Source organism: Cysteiniphilum sp. QT6929 (assembly GCF_030035755.1).
GTDB classification, from domain to species: domain Bacteria; phylum Pseudomonadota; class Gammaproteobacteria; order Francisellales; family Francisellaceae; genus Caedibacter; species Caedibacter litoralis.
The window spans coordinates 1,804,433-1,824,256 of sequence record NZ_CP103983.1 but is presented as its reverse complement, the minus strand read 5'-3'; the positions used below and the strand labels follow the sequence as shown (position 1 = coordinate 1,824,256).

Here is a 19,824-nt window from a genome sequence, read left to right as displayed (position 1 = left end):
ATCTGATTAAGCAATGTTAGAAACACGCCCATAAATGACGGTTAAAGATATTATTAAAACATTAAATGTATATTATTTTCTCTTAAGACTTTTACCTGCGCCCCCAAAAGATAAGCATCAAGCAGCATCTTTTGTGCAGAAAGCGTGACATCGTAATCATCAGACTGGATATACAACTCGACACTTTTAAGTTCCGCCTCATTAGATGATGCCACTAACTCTGTAAGCAGGGTCTGCACTGTTGCTATTTGTTGTTGTGAAAAAGACAATTTCAATGACTTAATATTTTTATCAACATACTTAGCAATCGGTTCAATTGATAACGCATTAATTCGTAGCTGATCATTGTAGGCATCGATACTTGCCTCACCTTCAACAATCACTGTTTCATCAACAGAGATCAAATGCTTAACCGCGTCATATAATTCACTAAAGATCACCAACTCTAGGCGCTCACAACCATCATCAATTTGCAAAACCCCCATTAGTTTTCCTGACTTTGTTTTACGCTGCGCCATCGCGACGACAACACCCGCAAGCAAAATCGACTCTTTACGCGTTGTTGCAGTAATGCGACTTAATGATTGTACTTTAAAGTGGTTAAGCCATATTCTATCTTCATCGATAATATGCCCTGATAAGAACATGCCCAATACTGATTTTTCAAAAATCAACTTATCCTTAGTACTCCAGCTTGGCACATTAATATGTGATATGTCACGCGCTGTATCATTTGAAGCCTCAGGTTCACTAAAACCGAATAAATCAAGCTGCCCACTATTTTGCATCTGGCTTTTTTGCTCAGCTGCCTTCATTGCATCCTCAATCGTTGCAATAAGTGTTTGTCTGTTTTTGGCAAAACCATCCATTGCACCTGCGTAAATAAGTGCCTCACAGACACGTTTATTGGCTTTACGCGTATCAACACGCGCACAGAAATCATACAAATCCTTAAATACCCCATTTTGCTGGCGCTCCGCCAAAATCCCTTCAATTGCTGCAAGACCAACGCCTTTGATCGCACCTAGACCATAGACAAGCTCAGTCTGTTGATTGACCGTAAAGTAATAATCACTGATATTAATATGCGGCAAAATGAGCTTTATTTGCATCTTTTGGCATTCTGAAATGAAGTTCACCACCTTATCCGTGTTATCCATATCCGACGATAATACCGCTGCCATAAAGGCTTCTGGATAGTGCGCCTTTAAAAAGGCAGTTTGATAAGATACCAAAGCATATGCCGCAGAATGTGATTTATTAAAACCATATTTTGCAAACTCTTCCATCAAATCGAAAATTGAACTTGCAAGCTTGGCGTCAATGCCATTTTCAGCAGCCCCTTTTTCAAAGGTCTCACGCTGCTTTGCCATCTCTTCAGGGATTTTTTTACCCATCGCCCTGCGCAATAAATCTGCACCTCCTAGCGAGTAATTCGCTAGAATCTGCGCAATCTGCATCACTTGCTCTTGATATAAAATCGTCCCATAGGTTTCTTCCAATACATCTTTCAAATCAGGATGCGGATAGCTTACTTCTTGTCTGCCGTGCTTACGATTAACAAAGTCATCTACCATGCCCGAGCCTAAAGGTCCAGGGCGATACAACGCCACCAAAGCGATAATATCTTCAAAGCAATCCGGTCTTAGGCGTTTGATCAACTCCTTCATACCGCGTGACTCCAGCTGAAAGACACCGGTTGTCTCGCCATTTTGCAAGAGCTGAAAGGTTTTTTTATCGGTCATTGGAATCAGCGCGATATCAAGTGCAGACTCATTTTGTAAGTGTCTTTGTTTATTAACAATTTTTAAAGCATTATCAATGATGGTTAAATTTCTTAAACCCAAAAAGTCAAACTTAACCAAGCCAACTTCTTCAACGTCTTTTTTATCAAACTGTGTGACCAGTTGCTTGGTACCTTCTTCACAATAAACCGGCGAGAAGTCCGTGACTTTTGAAGGTGAGATCACGACCCCTGCAGCATGTTTTCCGACACTGCGCGTCAAACCTTCAAGCTTTAGTGCAATCTTAATAATCTCATCTGCTGTTTCATCCTGCTGACACAAATCATGCAATGGCGTTTCAGGGGCGCAGGCGTCCTTAAGTTTAATGCCAAGATCATTGGGAATTAACTTGGCAATCCTATCTACAAAACCATAAGGCTGCCCAAGCACACGCCCAACATCGCGCACTACGGCTTTAGCTGCCATCGATCCATAGGTAATGATTTGTGAGACGCTCTCACTACCATATTTTTGCGCAACATACTCAATCACGCGATCACGACCATCCATACAAAAATCAATATCAAAATCGGGCATCGATACCCGTTCAGGATTTAGAAAGCGCTCAAATAGCAAACCATAAGGGATCGGATCAATATCGGTAATCTTAAGCGCATAAGCAACCAAGGATCCCGCACCTGAACCTCGTCCTGGTCCCACAGGAATGTCATGGTCTTTTGACCATTGAATAAAATCTGCAACGATCAGGAAATACCCTGGAAAACCCATCTGACAAATCACATCAATCTCAACTTGCAAGCGTGCTTTATAACTTTCGATAATGGCGGATCTATCTTCGTCTTTTTTGCCCATCAAAATAAAAGCAAAGCGCTCATCCAATCCTTTAAAAGAAACCTCGGCAAAATATTCCGCTTCAGTCATGCCCTCTGGGATATCAAAACGTGGTAACACCGCATCACCCAAATTAAACATGACATTAGCATTTTGTGCGATATATACACTATTACTCAAACTTTGCGGGATATCCGCAAATAGCTCACACATTTCATCGGCCGAGCGCAAGTATTGCTTAGGCGTGTATTGACTTTTACGCGCCTGATCTAACAAGGTATAACCTTGGTAAATACCGACACGCACCTCGTGATCCGAATACTCATCTTCATTTAAGAAACGTACATCATTAGTTGCCACCACTGCCACTTGGTGCTCTTGCGCTAAAGCAACTGCCTTTTGAATATAATCTTCCTCACCATCATGACCAATGCGCTGAAGCTCGATAAAGAAGTTTTCTTTAGGGACAATTTTAAGGTATGCCTCTAAAATATTTTCTGCTTCAGTATCTTTTTGCGCGAAATAACTCTGCGCAATCTCGCCTTTAACCCCACCGCTTAGTACAAAAACATGTGTGAAATCAAAGCTTGCTAGTGTGCTTTTTGGCAACACAGGAATGCCATTGACTCTATTGGCATAAAGATAAGCATGTGAAATCAAATCAACAATGACTTGATAGCCTTGATTATCTTTAGCAATTAACGTTAACGGATAATGCGCACCATCAACCTCAATCCATATTTCACTGCCAAATATTGGTTTAACGCCACTGGCAAGTGCCGCCTTATAAAACTTCACTGCGGCAAACATATTGCACATATCAGTTAACGCAACCGCTGCCAACTCGCGCTTAACACATTCTTCAAGCAATGGTTTAATGCGGATAATGCTATCCATCAACGAGTACTCGCTGTGCAGTTTCAAATGAACATAACGTGCCGACATAATCTTACTCTCTACTGATTTTCAAATACACTACCAATGGTATCAAATTTAACAGGGACAGGCTTATCTTTAAGCGCTTTAATTTTTGACTCATAGGCTGGTATGACCAACCGCTGCCAATTATCATTAAAAGATGTCAGTTCTTTATACCTAGATAATACCTCGTCAATATAATGCATCACACGCGGCAAATAACAGAGATAATTTTTACGTTTGTTTTGAATATCTTGCCGCGTGAAAATCCCCAAACATTTTAAGTGTCGCTGCAATCCCATTAGATCAAACCAGTATCTAAATTTATCCAAGGTGGTTTCTTGATTTAATAAGCCTTGCGCTTGCGCTCTGTGATAACATAAGCTTATACCTTGATCGACAAGCGACTTTGGCAGAGTTAAATAACAATCTTTCAATACTGATACCAAATCATAGGTAATCGGACCATTCACGGCATCTTGAAAATCAATTAATCCTAATGTTTGATTCGGCAAACACATCATGTTTTTACTATGGAAATCTCTAAACACAAACACATTGGGTTGTTCAAGTGCGTTAGCAACAAGAAGCGACTGCAATTGATGATAAGGCGCCTCCAATAGATGCAAGGTCTCCGCATCAAGTCCCAACCATTGCCAAAACCAAAGTTTCATCACATCAAGTTCAGAAGCAAATTTTGTTTTTTCATAATTAGGGAAAAGTGCTTTATCAATCTGCCAAAACGTTGGAATCAATGCCAACACCTGCTCATATTGCTTAATATTTTTTTCAGCATGCACCGCATGATAAAGTTGAGTATCGCCAAAATCATCTAATAATAAAAAACCGCTTTCTTGGTCATAGGCATAACATTCTGGCGTTTGTAAATTAAAGTAACGCAAAAGGCGCGTAACCCTAAAAAACACATCAGGTTTCTCTCGATCCAATGGTGCATCCATCACAACATAACTTTTATTGTCAAGATTAACGCGATAATACTGACGGAAACTGGCATCACCAACAATTGGCACCAAGGTAGGCTCCGTGTTGGGGAACAGCGTTTTTAGCCATTCGATAATTTGCAAAAACCTAGATTGCACGACTTTTTCCTAGAAATCTAACAACAACGCGATAGAATAGCAGTAGTTTTGGTTTGATGAAACCTAGAATTCCTAGCAAACAGGCAAAAGGATATTTTTTATTCAATGAACAAATTAATGAATTTACACCGAAAAATTTTGCCTTTGGCAATGCTTTGTGCCATCCCGGGTATTGGTCTTAGCAAGATTACCATTGAAAATCCTTTGCAAAAATCTTGGCAATGCAGTGCCAACGGTGACACATGGCAATGTGTTGAGATTAACAGTAATAATGCGGATTTATTTAAAAAAGGCGTGTTACCCAAAGAGAAAAAACAAATTATCGCTGATGCCTTAGGCTGGGTGCCAACCAATGATCCTAACAATATTTGCGGCGGCTACTATTATCAAGCACCGATTAACAAGAACCCTTCAAATGAAGCCAAAATCAACGCCCAGCAATATCAATATGCCAGAAGCGGCACGATTACTGCCGAAGGCGCAGTTGAAGTAAATAAAGGCAACCAATACCTTGCTGCTGACAAGGCTGTTTTAAAACAAAACAAAGACAAAAAGATTGATCAGATTGACTTAACAGGTAACGTTAATCTAAGCCAACCAGGGCAACTTGCGATTGGCTCACAGGGACAAGCCAATATTAGCAATAACACTGCAACACTAGATGACACCTACTACCTAATTCGCGTACGCCAAAAGCCTGGTGGATCAATGGCGAATTTAACCTCTGACGAAATTAATAATAAAGCAAGTAATTTCACAGGTTACGCCCATGGTCATGCTAACCAAATTATTCAAAAGAGCAAAACAGATTACACGCTAAAAAAAGCAACCTACGCCACAGACAGTCCCTACGGCAATGACTGGATGTTGGGCGCCACAACGATTGATCTTGACCGAGAATCAGGGCTTGGCACTGCTTACAACACCTTATTCTATGTTAAGGATGTACCTATTTTATATTGGCCATATATGACCTTCCCGATTGACAATCGTCGCCGTACTGGTTTCTTATACCCCACAGCGGGCTACAATAGCAACTCCGGCTATTATTTATCGACTCCTTTTTATTGGAACCTGGCACCTAACTACGATTTGCTGTTAACGCCAACCATCTATAATCATCGTGGTATTTTAATGGATGGTAACTTTCGTTATCTAACCGAAACTCAAAGTGGCAATCTCGACCTTCAATATATGCCACATGATCGGCGTAACAACACTAATCGTAAAGCACTTTCTTTTACTGATAATGGTCAGTATGGCAGAAACTGGTCAAGCTACATTAATTATCAGTACATTGGCGACAAAGACTTCTACAATGACTTTGATAGTGACAATATAGGTCTTTCAACACAAACCTTACTTGATCGCCAAGCATCTGTCAGTTACATTGACCCACACTGGAATTTCAATACCACCGTGCAATCCTATGACGTCATTGATGATACGATGTTTCTGGCAAACCGTCCTTATTCAACCTTGCCGCAAATCAATGCCAATGCCGCATACCCAGGACTCTTGCCGCACATGGACTTTAATTGGGATAACCAATTCACCTACTTTGCAAAACCTGGATTAAACGGGGTATCGCAAGTTGAAGGTCAACGTTATTATAGCGCGCCGAAAGTAAGCTTCCCTTTCCAGAAAAGCTGGGGCTTTTTTACGCCATCACTGACGCTCTCTGAAACTGCATATACCTTGCAAAATAGAAGCGCTGCAAGCACAACTGGCTTCAGTCAAAACCAATACCCTGAGCAAAACATCATTAGAAGTTTACCCATTATCAACATTGATACTGGTTTATATTTTGATCGAAAATTTAGCTTTAATGATCACAGCTACACACAAACACTAGAACCGCGGCTATTCTATACGTACATCCCATATCAAAATCAAAGCAACATCCCGTTGTTTGATACCTCATTGAGTAATTTTAGTTACGCATCTTTATTCCAGACCAATGTCTTTACTGGAATTGACCGCATTAATAATGCCAATCAAGTTTCTTACGCACTGGAAACCTCGGTCAATGATCAAGACACAGGAATGAGCGTACTAAGCGCCGGTATTGGGCAGATTCTTTATTTTGCTGATCGCAAAGTATCGTTATGTTCTGGCACAAATGCTGATTGCACTAACTCGTACGTACCTTTCCACGACAGTACTACTTCTGATATTGCGGCATTTTTTAACTATCGCTTTTTGCCACATTGGCAACTGATGACTTCAGGCACTTACAACCCGATCAACAACAATGTTGATTCACAGACTTATCAAATCCAATACATGCCTGATAATAACCACATCTTCAATGTGGCATATCAAAATATCAAAAATAACTACGCACTCTTGACACCTGATCAGATACGCCAGAATGTTCCACCTGACCCATTATCACAAGTTACTGTTTCAAGCATTTGGCGCTTGACACCGCATTGGTCAGTAACGGGGCTTTGGAGTTATGCATTTAACTCAAGACACACGACCAATATGTTTGCTGGCATTCAATACGATGCCTGCAGTTGGGCGGTTCGTTTCTTAGCACAACGCTATGTTAACTCATCAAGTGACCCAAACAATCCAACCAACATTACAGGACCACTGACCAATGCCTTTATTGTTCAGTTTGAATTAAAAGGCTTAGGCGGTAGTAGTGAAAGCTCGCTTGATGAGCGTCTGACCATGATCCCAGGCTACACACCAAATGGCGGGTTTAACTAACGCTGAGAAAGACTATTCAACACTTGGCTATGGGTATATAATGCTTGGCATTACTAAGCTTTAGTTGACTTTTTCATGCACTTACGCACTAAATTTATAACGCTTACTAGCACTCTTGTTCTCAGTTCTTTGGCATTTGCTGATACGCCTCCTGCCCTATTGCAAAAACCGAGCGTCACACATGCACAAAACACCACCGTCAAGGGCAAACATTTAATCAATGAGATTGTTGCCATCGTCAATGATCAGGCGATCACCTTAGATCAATTAAATATTGAAGTTGCTAAAACCAAAGCACAACTAGATAGCAATCCTAATGCTCAGGTGCCAGACGACCTCACCCTGCAACGTCAAGTCTTGCAACAGCTGATTAACCAGACCATTGCCCTACAAATGGCAAAGCGCCAAGGCATTAGCGTCACTGACGATGAAGTTAATAACTCAATTACCGAAGTAACGGCGCAAAACGGAATTACGTTAGCACAGCTCAAACAAAAGCTTAAAGCATCAAATCTTGACTACAGCACCTATTATCAAACGGTCAAAGATCAGCTTATCATTAACAAACTGCAACAACGTGCCGTTGCGGGCAAGGTTTATATCTCACCAACAGAAGTTGATAAGTACATCAAAAAGCATTTTAGTGATAATCAAACTGAATATTTAGTTAACAATATCGTCTTGTCTCTACCTGATAACCCAACGACTGAAGATCAACAAAAAGTAATAGCGCAGGCGAAAGAGATTATTCAATCAATCAAAGATAAAAAAATCACCTTTGCCGATGCTGCTAAAAAATACTCGCAAGCAGGCAATGCAAGTAGCGGTGGCTCACTTGACTGGAAAACACTTAATAAACTACCAAGCATCTATCAAAACAAAGTTGAAGCACTGCAAAATGGACAAATCAGTGCACCATTTATTGCTAATGGTAGCGTTCAAATTATTGAACTCGCCGACAGTAAAACACCGGAAAGTGCCAAGCACTTTGTTGAACAATATCACGTTCAACAAATCGTGATCAACACCTCTCCAGTTGTTACCGACAATGATGCAAAAGCTAAATTAATGCGCATTTTAACCGCACTTGACAACCATCAATCATTTAGTGACCTAGCCAAAGCAAACTCTGATGCACTTGATAATGCCGATAGTGGTGGCGACATGGGCTGGATTAGCTTAAATGCTCAACCACCAGCATTAGCACAAGCAATTAAAGCGGCTAAGCTAAAGAAAGTAAGCGCGCCTTTTAAGGTGAATAATGGCTGGCAAATCATTGAAGTGCTTGCAAAACGCAAACAAGATGACACCGCCAATTATCAAAAAGAACAAGCAATGATGGCGTTATTTAATGAAAACGCGCAACAAGCCTTAAAAACGTGGATGCTATCATTGCGTGATAGCGCGTATGTTGAAATCGTTGATCAAAATTTAAATTTGCCTGAGGCATAAAAACACAAGAGACATTAAATGCATAAAGCCAAAAAGTCTTTAGGGCAAAATTTTTTACAAGATGAGAACATTATTGCCAATATCGTTCATCAGTCTGGGATAAAAAAAGATGATGATGTTATCGAGATTGGCCCTGGTCTTGGCGCATTAACACGCCATATTCTTCAAATCACCAAAGCTATCCAAGTTATCGAATTTGATGAAGATGTGATCCTGCCATTGACAGCTGCTTGCGCGATGTATGGCAAGCTTAATATTTGCCAGCAAGATGTATTAACCGTTAACTTTAATGACTTTTATCATGGCGAAAAAATAAAGCTCATTGGTAACTTGCCCTATAATATTTCCTCACCTATTCTTTTTCATTTAATCGAATATGCAGCGCTTTTCAAAGATATGCATTTTATGCTGCAAAAAGAAGTGGTTGACCGCGTTGCTGCCGCGCCTTCTGAAAAAAACTATGGTCGCTTAAGTGTCATGCTACAATACCACTTCAGATGTGAAGCGCTATTCACTGTTCCTGCCACCGCATTTAAGCCAGCGCCAAAAGTCGAATCGCGTATTTTACGCTTAACGCCTTATAATGAATTACCATTTATTGCCAATGACTATACGCTTTTTGCCAAAGTTGTTAAACAAGCTTTCCAGATGCGTCGCAAGACTTTGCGTAACAACCTCAAGGCACTTGTTCCTGCGAGTGAACTAGATAATTTACCCGTTGATTTGACACTTCGTCCTGAAAATCTAAGCGTTGCCGATTTTGTTAAATTAAGCAATCACATAGGAGCACTATAAATGGCAAGTTATGTGATTGGTGATGTTCAAGGGTGCTATGCTGAATTAATGCAATTAATTGATAAAATCCAGTTTAATCCAGACAATGATAAGCTTATTTTTACTGGTGATCTTGTTAATCGCGGACCGCAATCGCTTGAAGTCTTGCGTTTTGTTAAATCTTTAGGCAAGTCTGCCAAAGTGGTTTTAGGCAATCACGATTTATATCTTCTTGCCATTGCCTATGGCTATTTACCGACTGCTAAGAAAGACACACTTAACCCCATTTTAGAAGCTGAAGATAAAAACGAATTAATCCAATGGTTGCGGCAACAGCACTTTCTATATAGTCACAAAAAACACCTTATCACTCATGCGGGCATCCCACCAATTTGGTCACTTAAAAAAGCCAAACGTTTGGGGTTAGAGCTTGAGTTTGTACTGCAAACCGATATGTGCTTTCAGCTTTTTATGAGCAACTTATTTGGTAATGAACCCGATCTTTGGCAAGATAATTTAGAAGCTGTTAACCGTTGGCGCTGCATTGCTAATTATTTCACACGCATGCGCTTATGTGATCAAAATAGTCGCTTGGATTTTTCTTTCAAAGGTGAGCTTAATAATAAACCTGATCACCTTGATGCATGGTTTAACATCCCTAATGCCAAAATTGATGCAAAATACACACTTATTTTTGGACATTGGGCAGCACTAAATGGTGTTAGCAACAACCCACGCTGTATTGCGATTGATACAGGGTGCGTTTGGGGTGGCAAGCTAAGTGCTTACTGTATTGATACACAAGAGATTCATCAGGTCGATGCAATTAATTTAATTAAGGAGATCGAATAAATGGCAAAAATACTGGTTATTCATGGACCTAATTTAAACTTACTAGGTCAACGCGAGACGGATATTTACGGCACTGCAACATTAGACAATGTAAATAACAAGCTTATCGAGCTTGCTGAGTCAAAAAAAATGCATTGCAGCTGCTTTCAGTCAAACCATGAAGGCGCGATTGTTGATCAATTGCAGCAAGCTCAAGGTAATTATGACTTTATTATTATTAATCCAGCAGCATACACACATACCAGTGTTGCCATCCGTGATGCACTTCTTGCCATCAACATTCCTTTTATTGAAACACACTTATCAAACCCTGATAAACGCGAGCTTTTTCGCCACCATTCATACCTTTCTGACATTGCCTACGGCATTGTTTCAGGCATGGGTGCTAAAAGCTATGAACTGGCAATGCATGCGGCGATTGATTACTGTCAACATAACTGCATATGACGGTTTACTGAATAATAATTAGATATAACCCACACCTAAAAAGCGAAAACAACACGTGACATTTTGATCGTTTGCCGCAACAATGTCTGGTTGGAATGAGTTAAACAAACGTTAAATCTAAACAAAGGTTAATTAAAACAGATGGATATTCAAAAGATTGAACAACTGATCGCATTGATTGAAAAGTCAAATGTTAACGAAATTGAAATCAAAGAAGGCGAAACTTCCATTCGCATTACCGGCAGTCATCCGCAGCCGATGCATGCTTTAGCGCCACAGCAATTTATTCATCACACCCCTGCTGCTATGCCGCATCAGCCTGTTACTGCCGAACTACAAGCTCAACAAGCAGCACCTGCAGCAAAGCCTGCTGATAGCCTACCACAAGGCAAACAAGTTAAGTCTCCGATGGTTGGTACTTTCTATCAATCACCTTCACCAGGCGCTGCTTCTTTCGTTACCGAAGGTCAAGCCGTTAAAGCAGGTGATACCTTATGTATTATTGAAGCAATGAAGATCATGAATCAAATCGAAGCTGATCACTCTGGTACTGTGCTTAAAATTCTTGTGGAAGATGGTTCACCCGTTGAATACGATCAACCACTTTTCATTATTGGCTAAGCCAATTCTCATTGTATAGATATTAAAACAGTTTTTGACAGGCTTGATATGATAAAAAAACTCTTAATTGCAAATCGTGGTGAAATTGCACTTAGAATCCTTCGCGCATGCCGTGAATTAGGCATTAAAACCGTTGCTGTTCACTCGACAGTTGATCGCGATTTGATGCACGTGAAACTCGCGGATGAAACTATTTGTATTGGACCTGCGAGCCCTACAAACAGCTATTTGCATATTCCTGCAATTATCGCTGCCGCTGAAGTCTCTGGTGCTGATGCCATTCACCCAGGTTATGGCTTTTTATCCGAAAATGCTGACTTTGCCGATGCCGTTGAATCTAGTGGCTTTATTTTTGTTGGTCCACGCGCGGAAAGCATTCGTGTGATGGGCGACAAAGTTGCCGCAATTAAAGCGATGAAAGAGGCAGGAGTGCCATGTGTACCTGGCTCTAATGGCCCAATCAGCAAAGATCCACAAAAAAATCTAGCGATGGCAGATAACATTGGTTATCCGATCATGATCAAAGCCGCTGGTGGCGGTGGCGGTCGTGGTATGCGTGTTGTACGCAAAAAAGAAGACTTGCTAAAGTTCATCGAAATGACACAAGCTGAAGCGAAAATGGCTTTCAATAACGACATGGTTTATATGGAGAAATTCCTTGAAAACCCGCGTCATATTGAAATTCAAGTCTTTGGTGATGGTGAAGGCAATGCCATTCATTTATTTGAGCGCGACTGTTCAACACAACGTCGCCATCAAAAAGTCATTGAAGAAGCACCTGCTGTCGGTCTTACTGACGAGCAACGCGCTGAGATCGGTAAACGCTGTGTCGATGCTTGTAAGATGCTTAAATACCGTGGCGCTGGAACTTTTGAGTTCTTATACGAAAATGGTGAATTCTACTTTATTGAGATGAACACACGTATTCAGGTTGAACACCCAGTGACTGAATCGATCACCAATATCGATTTAATCAAAGAGCAAATCCGCATTGCTTCAGGCGGCTCGCTGACATTTAAACAAGAAGATATTAAGATCACAGGACACGCGATTGAATGCCGTATTAATGCGGAAGATCCTGAGAAAATGATGCCTTGCCCTGGCAAGATTGATATCTATCACGCGCCAGGTGGTCCTGGTGTGCGTGTTGATTCGCACATATATTCTCAATACTTCGTGCCACCTAATTATGACTCAATGATTGCTAAAGTAATCGTCCATGCTCGCACACGTGATATCGCTATTCAACGTATGCAAAGCGCGCTTGAAGAGATGATTATCAGCGGCATTAAAACCAATATTCCATTGCATCATAAAATTCTTGCTGAGCGCGACTTCCAAAATGGTGGCACCAATATCCACTATCTTGAGAAAATGCTCGAGCGTGATAAAGCGTAACCCCATGTTGTGGAAAGAATTATCCCTTACTTGTCTTAAAGCTAACCTTGAAGCATTAGAAGACTATCTTTTAGCACAAGGCGCTTGTTCTGTTACTTATCAAGACGCAAAAGACCAACCGATCCTTGAGCCTAAGCCCGATGAAAACCCTTTATGGGATGAAGTGGTTTTGGTTGCACTTTTTACTGAAGAATATCAGCTATCTGATATTGCCACATCACTTGATCAAAGTGCGTTAAAGCCCAACATTATTGGCGACATTCATACACGTGAGTTTGCTGATCAAGATTGGACACGCACATGGATGGATGATTTCAAACCGATGCAGTTTGGACGTCGCTTATGGATTTATCCAAGCTGGTGTACACCGGAAATCCACAGTGACGATCAAGTCAACATCCTCCTTGATCCAGGACTTGCCTTTGGTACAGGTACACATCAAACAACTGCTTTGTGCCTTCAATGGCTTGAGCAGCATGTCACTACCAAAGATCATGTGATTGATCTTGGCTGCGGCTCCGGCATTTTGGCGGTTGCTGCCAAGAAGCTCGGTGCACATGACGTCATTGCCATTGACAATGATCCTCAAGCGATTTTAGCAACGCATGCTAATGCTGAGAAAAATGATATTAATGCTAATTTCGCGGCTTATCTACCCGATGCAGCACCTAAGTCAATCAAAACGGATATTTTAATTGCCAATATTCTTGCAGGCATCTTAATTGATCTTAAAGAGGTTATTGCTGATTTTATCAAACCGCATGGTAAGCTTGCCTTATCGGGTATTTTACAAGAGCAAGTGGGTGATATTATCAAGGCATTCTCACCCTATTTCATATTAAATGAGCCGACCTTTAAGGATGAATGGACACTAATTTCCGGCATCCGCAAGCCATAAAAAAGCATGAAAATAGGTCAATTTCACTCAGATAACATTTTATTCTTAGCACCAATGGCAGGCGTGACTGACTTGCCATTTCGTAAGCTGTGTAAAACGCATGGCGCAGGCTGGGTCGTATCGGAAATGGTTTGGTCGCATAAGCATCTATATGAAACACCCAAAACACAGCGCCGCATTGATCATAGTGATGAGGTCGCCCCCAAGATTATTCAAATCGCAGGTGGGGACCCTATCATGCTTGCTGAATCCGCTGTTTTAAATGTTGATAAAGGTGCTGATATTATCGATATCAATATGGGCTGTCCGGCTAAAAAAGTCTGCAATAAATTAGCAGGTTCTGCACTGATGCAAAATGAGCAACTGGTTGATGAGATTCTCTGTACAGTTGTCAATGCTGTGAATGTCCCTGTGACCTTAAAAATCCGTACTGGCTGGAGCAAGGATAATAAAAATGCCTTAAAGATTGCGCAAATTGCAGAGAATGCAGGCATTCATGCGCTTACTATTCATGGACGCACGCGCGATCAGAAATATACTGGTAATGCCGAATATGACCTTATTGCTGAAATCAAACAGCGCATTCATATACCCATCATTGCTAATGGCGATATCACCACACCTGAAAAAGCCAAAGAGGTGCTTGCTTACACCCAAGCTGATGCTCTGATGATTGGCAGAGGCGCACATGGCAATCCTTGGCTATTTCAGCAAATCAATGATTTTTTGCAAACTGGTCGCTACCAGCCATCACCTAACTTCACACAAAAATTAAATATCATCATTGAGCATGTCAAAGCCATGCATAGCTTTTATGGTGATTACATGGGTGTGCGTTTTGCGCGCAAACACATTACTTGGTATTTTGAGCAAGTCACAGAACTTGATTTGATCAAAGCACGTCAACACTTTAATAAATTAACAACACCTGAAGCGCAGCTTGATTTTTTAGCTTACACAGTTTAATTACAATAAATGAGGTTACGCAATTCCTCTATTTCAACACCCCGCCTCGCAAGCTCGGCACCCCTCTTGCAAAGAGGGGAATATCACATCGCCGTCGCCCAATTCCCCTCTTTGCAAGAGGGGTGGCAGCCGTAGGCTGACGGGGTGTTTATAAAATCATAGTCTCCGCCAAACAATAATCACATGCATTAGCTCAATTAAGTTATTTCCGATGGGGATAAAATCCGCTATCCTAACCCGCATATTTATATTATGTACTTAACCTTAAAATGCTTATCAACTCTGATACAATTGCCGCAATTGCTACAGCCCCTGGGAAGGGTGGCGTTGGCATTATTCGCATTTCCGGCAAAGACGCCTATGCCATTGCGCATAAGATCACACAAACACATCTTAAGGCGAGACACGCCCATTTTCTCCCATTTAAAGACGTCAATAATGAAACATTAGATCAAGGCATTGCATTGTATTTTAAAGCGCCTCATTCCTATACGGGTGAGGATGTTGTTGAACTGCAAGCTCATGGTGGACCTGTGGTATTAAACCTTATCTTGCAAACCGCTATTGAGCACGGTGCGCGCCTTGCAAAACCTGGCGAGTTTACCGAACGTGCTTACCTTAATGACAAAATTGACTTAGCCCAAGCTGAGGCCATTGCCGATATGATTGATGCGTCATCTGAACAAGCGGCTAAATCAGCAATGCGTTCATTGCAAGGGGACTTCTCTCAACATATTGATACTTTAGTTGAATCGTTAATTCAGCTACGCATTCATGTTGAAGCGGCGATTGATTTTCCTGAGGAAGAAATCGACTTTTTGGCTGATGAACATATCAAAACGCAATTACTACACGTACAACATAATGTTGATTCAGTACTGCATAACTCCAAACAAGGGGCATTATTACGCGAAGGCGTTGAGATCGTTATCGCTGGCAAGCCAAATGCGGGTAAATCAAGTTTATTAAATGCCTTAGCAGGCAAGGAAAGTGCGATTGTTACTGACATTGAGGGAACCACGCGTGATACCTTACGCGAATATATCCAAATCAATGGCATTCCTGTGCATATTATCGATACTGCAGGGCTTAGAGTCAGCAATGATGTGATTGAAACCGAAGGTGTAAGACGCGCGCTAGAGGCAATTAAAAAAGCGGATCATATTCTATTAGTCGCTGATATTAACGATACCAAAGATAAAAAAATCACCGATCTTGCCCCTGAGTTTTTCACGCATATTCCATCACATATCCCGATTACTTATATCTACAATAAAGTTGATCTAACTGATAACAACAGCGAGAATCACGACAATCACCTATATATCTCTGCCAAGCATGATATTGGCATCAATAAGCTGCGCGATTATCTGCTTAAAGCCATTGGCTATGAGCAAACCACTGAAGGCGTATTTACCGCGAGAAAACGTCATATTAATTCCTTAACTAAAGCACAGGATCACCTAGAGATGGCTTCTAGTCACTTGATGCATAAAGATGGTGAGCTATTAGCTGAAGAATTAAATCTCGCCCAAAAGCAGCTTTCTTCGATTACTGGTGAGTTTAGCGCCGATGATCTTTTGGGTGAGATATTTAGTAGCTTTTGTATTGGTAAATAAAATTCACTGAGGTTACACACTTTTCCTACTTCAACACCCCGCCTCGCAAGTTCGGCACCCCTCTTGCAAAGAGGGGAATATAAAATAACCATCGCCTAATTCCCCTCTTTGCAAGAGGGGTGGCAGCCGTAGGCTGACGGGGTGTTTATAAAATCATAGATTTTTTCTAAAATGCGCAACTCCAGTAAATTTAAAAATATCGCATTTGCATTTGCTTTAAGTGCTGAGTGATACTCTCACGTAACACTTTAGGCTCAACTACCTCAAGATGCGCGCCAAACCCTAACACCCACCAGACAAATTCACCGCTAACCTTCAGTGTTGCGCTAATTTCAGTATACTCCGGATGATGAGTGATCTGTTGATCATCTGCAAGTTTATTCTCCTCAAAATGTAGCCCTGTATCATAGCGTTCATTGCGATAAGCTCTAAGAACTACCTTCTCAGGTTTTTCGCTCAAATACTCAATACCTTGCTCGACTGCATGATGCAAATTAAAATCCTTAGGATAAATAAACGGCTCATCCAACACTTCTATTTGCTGAATCCGTTGCACATGTAACGAACGCCGGCTACCTGCATTATCATCTTCTTTTTGCAACCATAAATACATTGCATGATCTTTTAATGACAAACCTAATGGCATGCCTTCGTAGGTATCAACAACACTCTTACCACGCTTAACATAATCTAGTTTGATGCGTCGTTCATGATAAATCGCCTCCGTTAACTTACCAAAAACCTGCTCATTAATCGCAGCTGCCTTGAGAACCGCACTGCGGGAGGTCATCGCAAATTTATCAATCCATGAGCGACTTGTTTGATACTGACTTTTCTTTAATGTCTTATGTGCATGCTCGATAACTGGGACAATCTTCTGATTAACATTTACTGGTGTTAAATAGCGCAAATGTGAATCTGCGAAGAGCAAATAAAGCGACACATCTTGTGAAAAGCGTGAAAAATTAAGAAAGCTCGCGTTGCGATCCCATGAATAATGATTAGCACGTCCCTTTTTGGTCATCAGAAGTGCACTTAAGTCCTGCAAAAACTCCAGATCACGTTCACACGTTTTTTTAGTGATCTCCGCACCGTATTCACACATTTTTTTATGCAAATCAGTCGTGCTAATACTCTGAGGTGATAAGGGAATGTTGTTGAATAAAAATAGCAGGCGCCCAAGTTTCGTATTAACCTGAGCTAACGCACTATCAAACATAGCTTTCAGCCTCTACTTCCTGCGCATTATCAATATGCACATCAGTCCACAACATTCGTGAAAATGTCGTATATACATTACTCAACCAAACCTCTGCCTGTAACTCTTCTTTTTCGATCGTATCTTTAGCAATCTCTTTTGCCTTGTTGTAACATGCAAATTTATCAAACAAATGTTTTTTAATGCACTGCTCCAACTGTAAACGTTTATCACTAAATGCCGTCTCTCCCTTAAGATAAGACACATAGCAGGCATCCTCCCCAACTTGTTGCAATAAATGCTGATAGTTTTCTTGCCCTTGCCCTATTTCCTCTTGTGGCAACCAGTGAGTTTCCAAATCTAGTGGCACAACCGTCACATTACTCCAACGATTAGGTGCATTCTTATTTTTCTGCTCCATTTGAGTCATCTCAAAGCGATGATCTGAATTAGCTGTACTTTTTTCGTCAGGTAGCTTCAACAAACTATAGGCGTCAAGGCACATTAATTGCGCATCGTTAAAACTGCTTAAAATGGCAAGCTTGGCAACCCCACGAAGTTTTGTCACATCCAAGATATCATTATGTGCCACACGCTGTTGCCATAGCGTTTGATCAGCCAGCTCCCATGAATCTTCTTTGGCCTTATTCTGCAAATAGCTTTTTAAGGCTGCTGCATTGATATTGCCAATACACTCACGCCAAAAAGCATCTAGCATTGTTTTGATCGGTGCATTTACAACTCTTAATTTTGCCAAAACAATAAAAGCTGCTAATGCTCTCATGCCCTCTTTAAAATCATGTTGTGACTGTAAGCGCAGCGCACTTATCAATGGACGGACGATATTCCATTCGTTTTCTTTTAAAAAATTCAGGAGTAATGCATCTTGTGGCAAAAGCCCATCATACACAAAGTTTTCACTCACCTTTTTATGATTGATAAAGGCATAACCAAACATTAGATGATCATGAATTGTTTGCACAAACTGTGTTTTTGCTTCACGTGCATCAGGATCAATTGCTAGATATTGCTCAATTAGAAATTGTCGCTGCGCCTTTAAACTTTTGTTAACCTTGCTGGCACCACCAGTAAAAATATAACCAAAGTCGGCAATAAACGCTTCAAGCAATTTAGGCTTTGTCTTATTCGGCTTAGCATTTAATAGTGCTTGAATCGCTTCAAACAGTTGGTACTCAGCTGAATGCTGATAGGCTTGATGTCCCACATAACGAATGACTTCGGGCTTAAAGGTATCAATGGCATTTAATGGCTCACCCGTTGTATTTAAAGCCTGAAAAATATTATGTGAATAAGAATTTTTTGTCACACTAATTACCGTAAATGCACATCGGTATAAGATAAAATCCGTAAGATATAATAAAGCAGCCGCTTCTTTTAAAAGCGCATATTTCTCACCCTTAAGTGCCAAGCTATCATCAACAATTTGCACCAAATCAAATCCCTGCAAATAGGCACGTAAATGGCTATCTTCCGAGTCAAATGCTGATATCATCTCGTCAGAGTGTACCGTCTCTTTGATTTCTGAATCGATGCTTTTAAACAAATCTTTTAATGCGCCATTATAACCGCGATCTGTTGGGCGCAACTCAAATAAGTAAGAGGCGACATCTGAAGTATATGATGCTTTTGTTTGAGCAGTTGACCAGCAATCATCATACATCCGAATGATGCGCGGATAAAAACCATAAGGATTACCCTCAAAACTGCTCTCTGCCATGCGAATACGACACACTTCAACAGTTGCCCCAGTTGCTGTACCAATACAGGCACTCAGATCATTGTATATACCTACTATTTGTGCTTTATCAATCAACTTATCATCATCAAGCTTCTCAAAGTAACGCTTATCTTCTTTAAGCTTTTTATTAATTTGATGCAAACGTTGATAAAGCCTTGCTGCCACTAAGGTGAAAGTTGTCAAACGCTGCTGACCATCAACAACAACAGAAACCTGTGATGGCATTGAACGTGGATCACAGGGCTCAATATCCAAGTTGCCATTATTATCTTCAACCAACACAATCGCACCAAAGAATACTAATGCGGATAAATCATCAGAGAACATTCCCTCTTTGATGCTATTAAATAAGTCATTCATATTCGTTTTGGCATCAGCATCCCAAGCATAAGGGCGTTGATAGCTTGGAATATAATAGCCATTTTTTTGCGCTAAAGTCATATAGACATTCTTAGGGGTTGAGGTGAATATACCATCAACATTGATTTTCATTCCTTCATAACGTGTCATTGACATCTCCTAATA

At 40.8% G+C, this 19,824-nt stretch carries 14 protein-coding genes; 10 read left to right on the top strand and 4 right to left on the bottom strand.

Going from position 1 to position 19,824, the window contains the following annotated elements; genetic code table 11:
* Nucleotides 1–53: 53 nt before the first annotated feature.
* Both dnaE and NYP54_RS07965 read right to left on the bottom strand, forming a co-directional pair.
* Complete coding sequence (gene dnaE, locus NYP54_RS07970; protein WP_283156067.1) at nucleotides 54–3,521, bottom strand: DNA polymerase III subunit alpha; 3,468 nt, start codon at nucleotides 3,519–3,521, stop codon at nucleotides 54–56.
* A gap of 11 nt (nucleotides 3,522–3,532) precedes the next feature.
* Nucleotides 3,533–4,594 carry a phosphotransferase gene (locus NYP54_RS07965; protein WP_283156066.1) on the bottom strand — a complete coding sequence of 354 codons (1,062 nt, stop codon included), beginning with the start codon at nucleotides 4,592–4,594 and terminating at the stop codon, nucleotides 3,533–3,535.
* Between the two features lie 117 nt (nucleotides 4,595–4,711).
* Here NYP54_RS07965 and NYP54_RS07960 point away from each other — a divergent pair, with 117 nt between their 5' ends.
* The 10 genes from NYP54_RS07960 to mnmE all read left to right on the top strand — a co-directional run bounded on the left by NYP54_RS07960 (nucleotide 4,712) and on the right by mnmE (nucleotide 16,342).
* On the top strand, nucleotides 4,712–7,315 hold the full coding sequence (locus NYP54_RS07960) for an LPS-assembly protein LptD (RefSeq protein WP_283156065.1): 2,604 nt from the start codon (nucleotides 4,712–4,714) through the stop codon (nucleotides 7,313–7,315).
* A 129-nt stretch (nucleotides 7,316–7,444) separates the two neighbouring features.
* Entirely contained in the window at nucleotides 7,445–8,767 is a 1,323-nt protein-coding gene (locus NYP54_RS07955) for a peptidylprolyl isomerase (protein WP_283156064.1), read from the top strand.
* Nucleotides 8,768–8,785: 18 nt separating this feature from the next.
* Nucleotides 8,786–9,562 (top strand): 16S rRNA (adenine(1518)-N(6)/adenine(1519)-N(6))-dimethyltransferase RsmA, encoded by a 777-nt coding sequence (gene rsmA, locus NYP54_RS07950; protein ID WP_283156063.1) that lies wholly within the window; start codon nucleotides 8,786–8,788, stop codon nucleotides 9,560–9,562.
* Nucleotides 9,563–10,393 (top strand): symmetrical bis(5'-nucleosyl)-tetraphosphatase, encoded by an 831-nt coding sequence (locus NYP54_RS07945; RefSeq protein WP_283156062.1) that lies wholly within the window; start codon nucleotides 9,563–9,565, stop codon nucleotides 10,391–10,393. It begins immediately after the preceding gene.
* A complete protein-coding gene (gene aroQ / locus NYP54_RS07940) occupies nucleotides 10,394–10,840 on the top strand; it encodes a type II 3-dehydroquinate dehydratase (RefSeq protein WP_117002882.1) in 447 nt (148 codons plus the stop codon).
* A 141-nt stretch (nucleotides 10,841–10,981) separates the two neighbouring features.
* A complete protein-coding gene (gene accB, locus NYP54_RS07935; RefSeq protein ID WP_283156061.1) occupies nucleotides 10,982–11,461 on the top strand; it encodes an acetyl-CoA carboxylase biotin carboxyl carrier protein in 480 nt (159 codons plus the stop codon).
* Nucleotides 11,462–11,509: 48 nt separating this feature from the next.
* Nucleotides 11,510–12,859 carry an acetyl-CoA carboxylase biotin carboxylase subunit gene (accC, locus tag NYP54_RS07930; protein ID WP_283156060.1) on the top strand — a complete coding sequence of 450 codons (1,350 nt, stop codon included), beginning with the start codon at nucleotides 11,510–11,512 and terminating at the stop codon, nucleotides 12,857–12,859.
* 4 nt (nucleotides 12,860–12,863) lie between these two features.
* Nucleotides 12,864–13,757 carry a 50S ribosomal protein L11 methyltransferase gene (gene prmA, locus NYP54_RS07925; protein ID WP_283156059.1) on the top strand — a complete coding sequence of 298 codons (894 nt, stop codon included), beginning with the start codon at nucleotides 12,864–12,866 and terminating at the stop codon, nucleotides 13,755–13,757.
* Nucleotides 13,758–13,763: 6 nt separating this feature from the next.
* Nucleotides 13,764–14,723 (top strand): tRNA dihydrouridine synthase DusB, encoded by a 960-nt coding sequence (gene dusB, locus NYP54_RS07920; protein ID WP_283156058.1) that lies wholly within the window; start codon nucleotides 13,764–13,766, stop codon nucleotides 14,721–14,723.
* A 269-nt stretch (nucleotides 14,724–14,992) separates the two neighbouring features.
* Nucleotides 14,993–16,342: a tRNA uridine-5-carboxymethylaminomethyl(34) synthesis GTPase MnmE gene (gene mnmE / locus NYP54_RS07915; protein ID WP_283156057.1), complete on the top strand. Its 1,350-nt coding sequence runs from the start codon at nucleotides 14,993–14,995 to the stop codon at nucleotides 16,340–16,342.
* Nucleotides 16,343–16,532: 190 nt separating this feature from the next.
* Here mnmE and NYP54_RS07910 read toward each other — a convergent pair whose 3' ends face one another.
* Together NYP54_RS07910 and NYP54_RS07905 are read right to left on the bottom strand one after the other, a co-directional pair.
* Nucleotides 16,533–17,561, bottom strand: coding sequence for a WYL domain-containing protein (locus tag NYP54_RS07910; protein ID WP_283156056.1), 1,029 nt, complete (start codon nucleotides 17,559–17,561; stop codon nucleotides 16,533–16,535).
* Nucleotides 17,554–19,809, bottom strand: a complete 2,256-nt coding sequence (locus NYP54_RS07905; protein ID WP_283156055.1) for a DUF262 domain-containing protein — start codon at nucleotides 19,807–19,809, stop codon at nucleotides 17,554–17,556. The genes NYP54_RS07910 and NYP54_RS07905 overlap by 8 nt, the downstream gene beginning before the upstream one ends.
* Nucleotides 19,810–19,824 lie beyond the last annotated feature (15 nt).

Coding starts and splice junctions, on each gene's coding strand:
- dusB (WP_283156058.1), top strand. CDS start 13,764: ATGAAAATAGGTCAATTTCACTCAGATAACATTTTATTCTTAGCACCA.
- accC (WP_283156060.1), top strand. CDS start 11,510: ATGATAAAAAAACTCTTAATTGCAAATCGTGGTGAAATTGCACTTAGA.
- dnaE (WP_283156067.1), bottom strand. CDS start 3,521: ATGTCGGCACGTTATGTTCATTTGAAACTGCACAGCGAGTACTCGTTG.
- NYP54_RS07960 (WP_283156065.1), top strand. CDS start 4,712: ATGAATTTACACCGAAAAATTTTGCCTTTGGCAATGCTTTGTGCCATC.
- aroQ (WP_117002882.1), top strand. CDS start 10,394: ATGGCAAAAATACTGGTTATTCATGGACCTAATTTAAACTTACTAGGT.
- NYP54_RS07910 (WP_283156056.1), bottom strand. CDS start 17,561: ATGTTTGATAGTGCGTTAGCTCAGGTTAATACGAAACTTGGGCGCCTG.
- accB (WP_283156061.1), top strand. CDS start 10,982: ATGGATATTCAAAAGATTGAACAACTGATCGCATTGATTGAAAAGTCA.
- mnmE (WP_283156057.1), top strand. CDS start 14,993: ATGCTTATCAACTCTGATACAATTGCCGCAATTGCTACAGCCCCTGGG.
- NYP54_RS07905 (WP_283156055.1), bottom strand. CDS start 19,809: ATGACACGTTATGAAGGAATGAAAATCAATGTTGATGGTATATTCACC.
- NYP54_RS07945 (WP_283156062.1), top strand. CDS start 9,563: ATGGCAAGTTATGTGATTGGTGATGTTCAAGGGTGCTATGCTGAATTA.
- rsmA (WP_283156063.1), top strand. CDS start 8,786: ATGCATAAAGCCAAAAAGTCTTTAGGGCAAAATTTTTTACAAGATGAG.
- prmA (WP_283156059.1), top strand. CDS start 12,864: ATGTTGTGGAAAGAATTATCCCTTACTTGTCTTAAAGCTAACCTTGAA.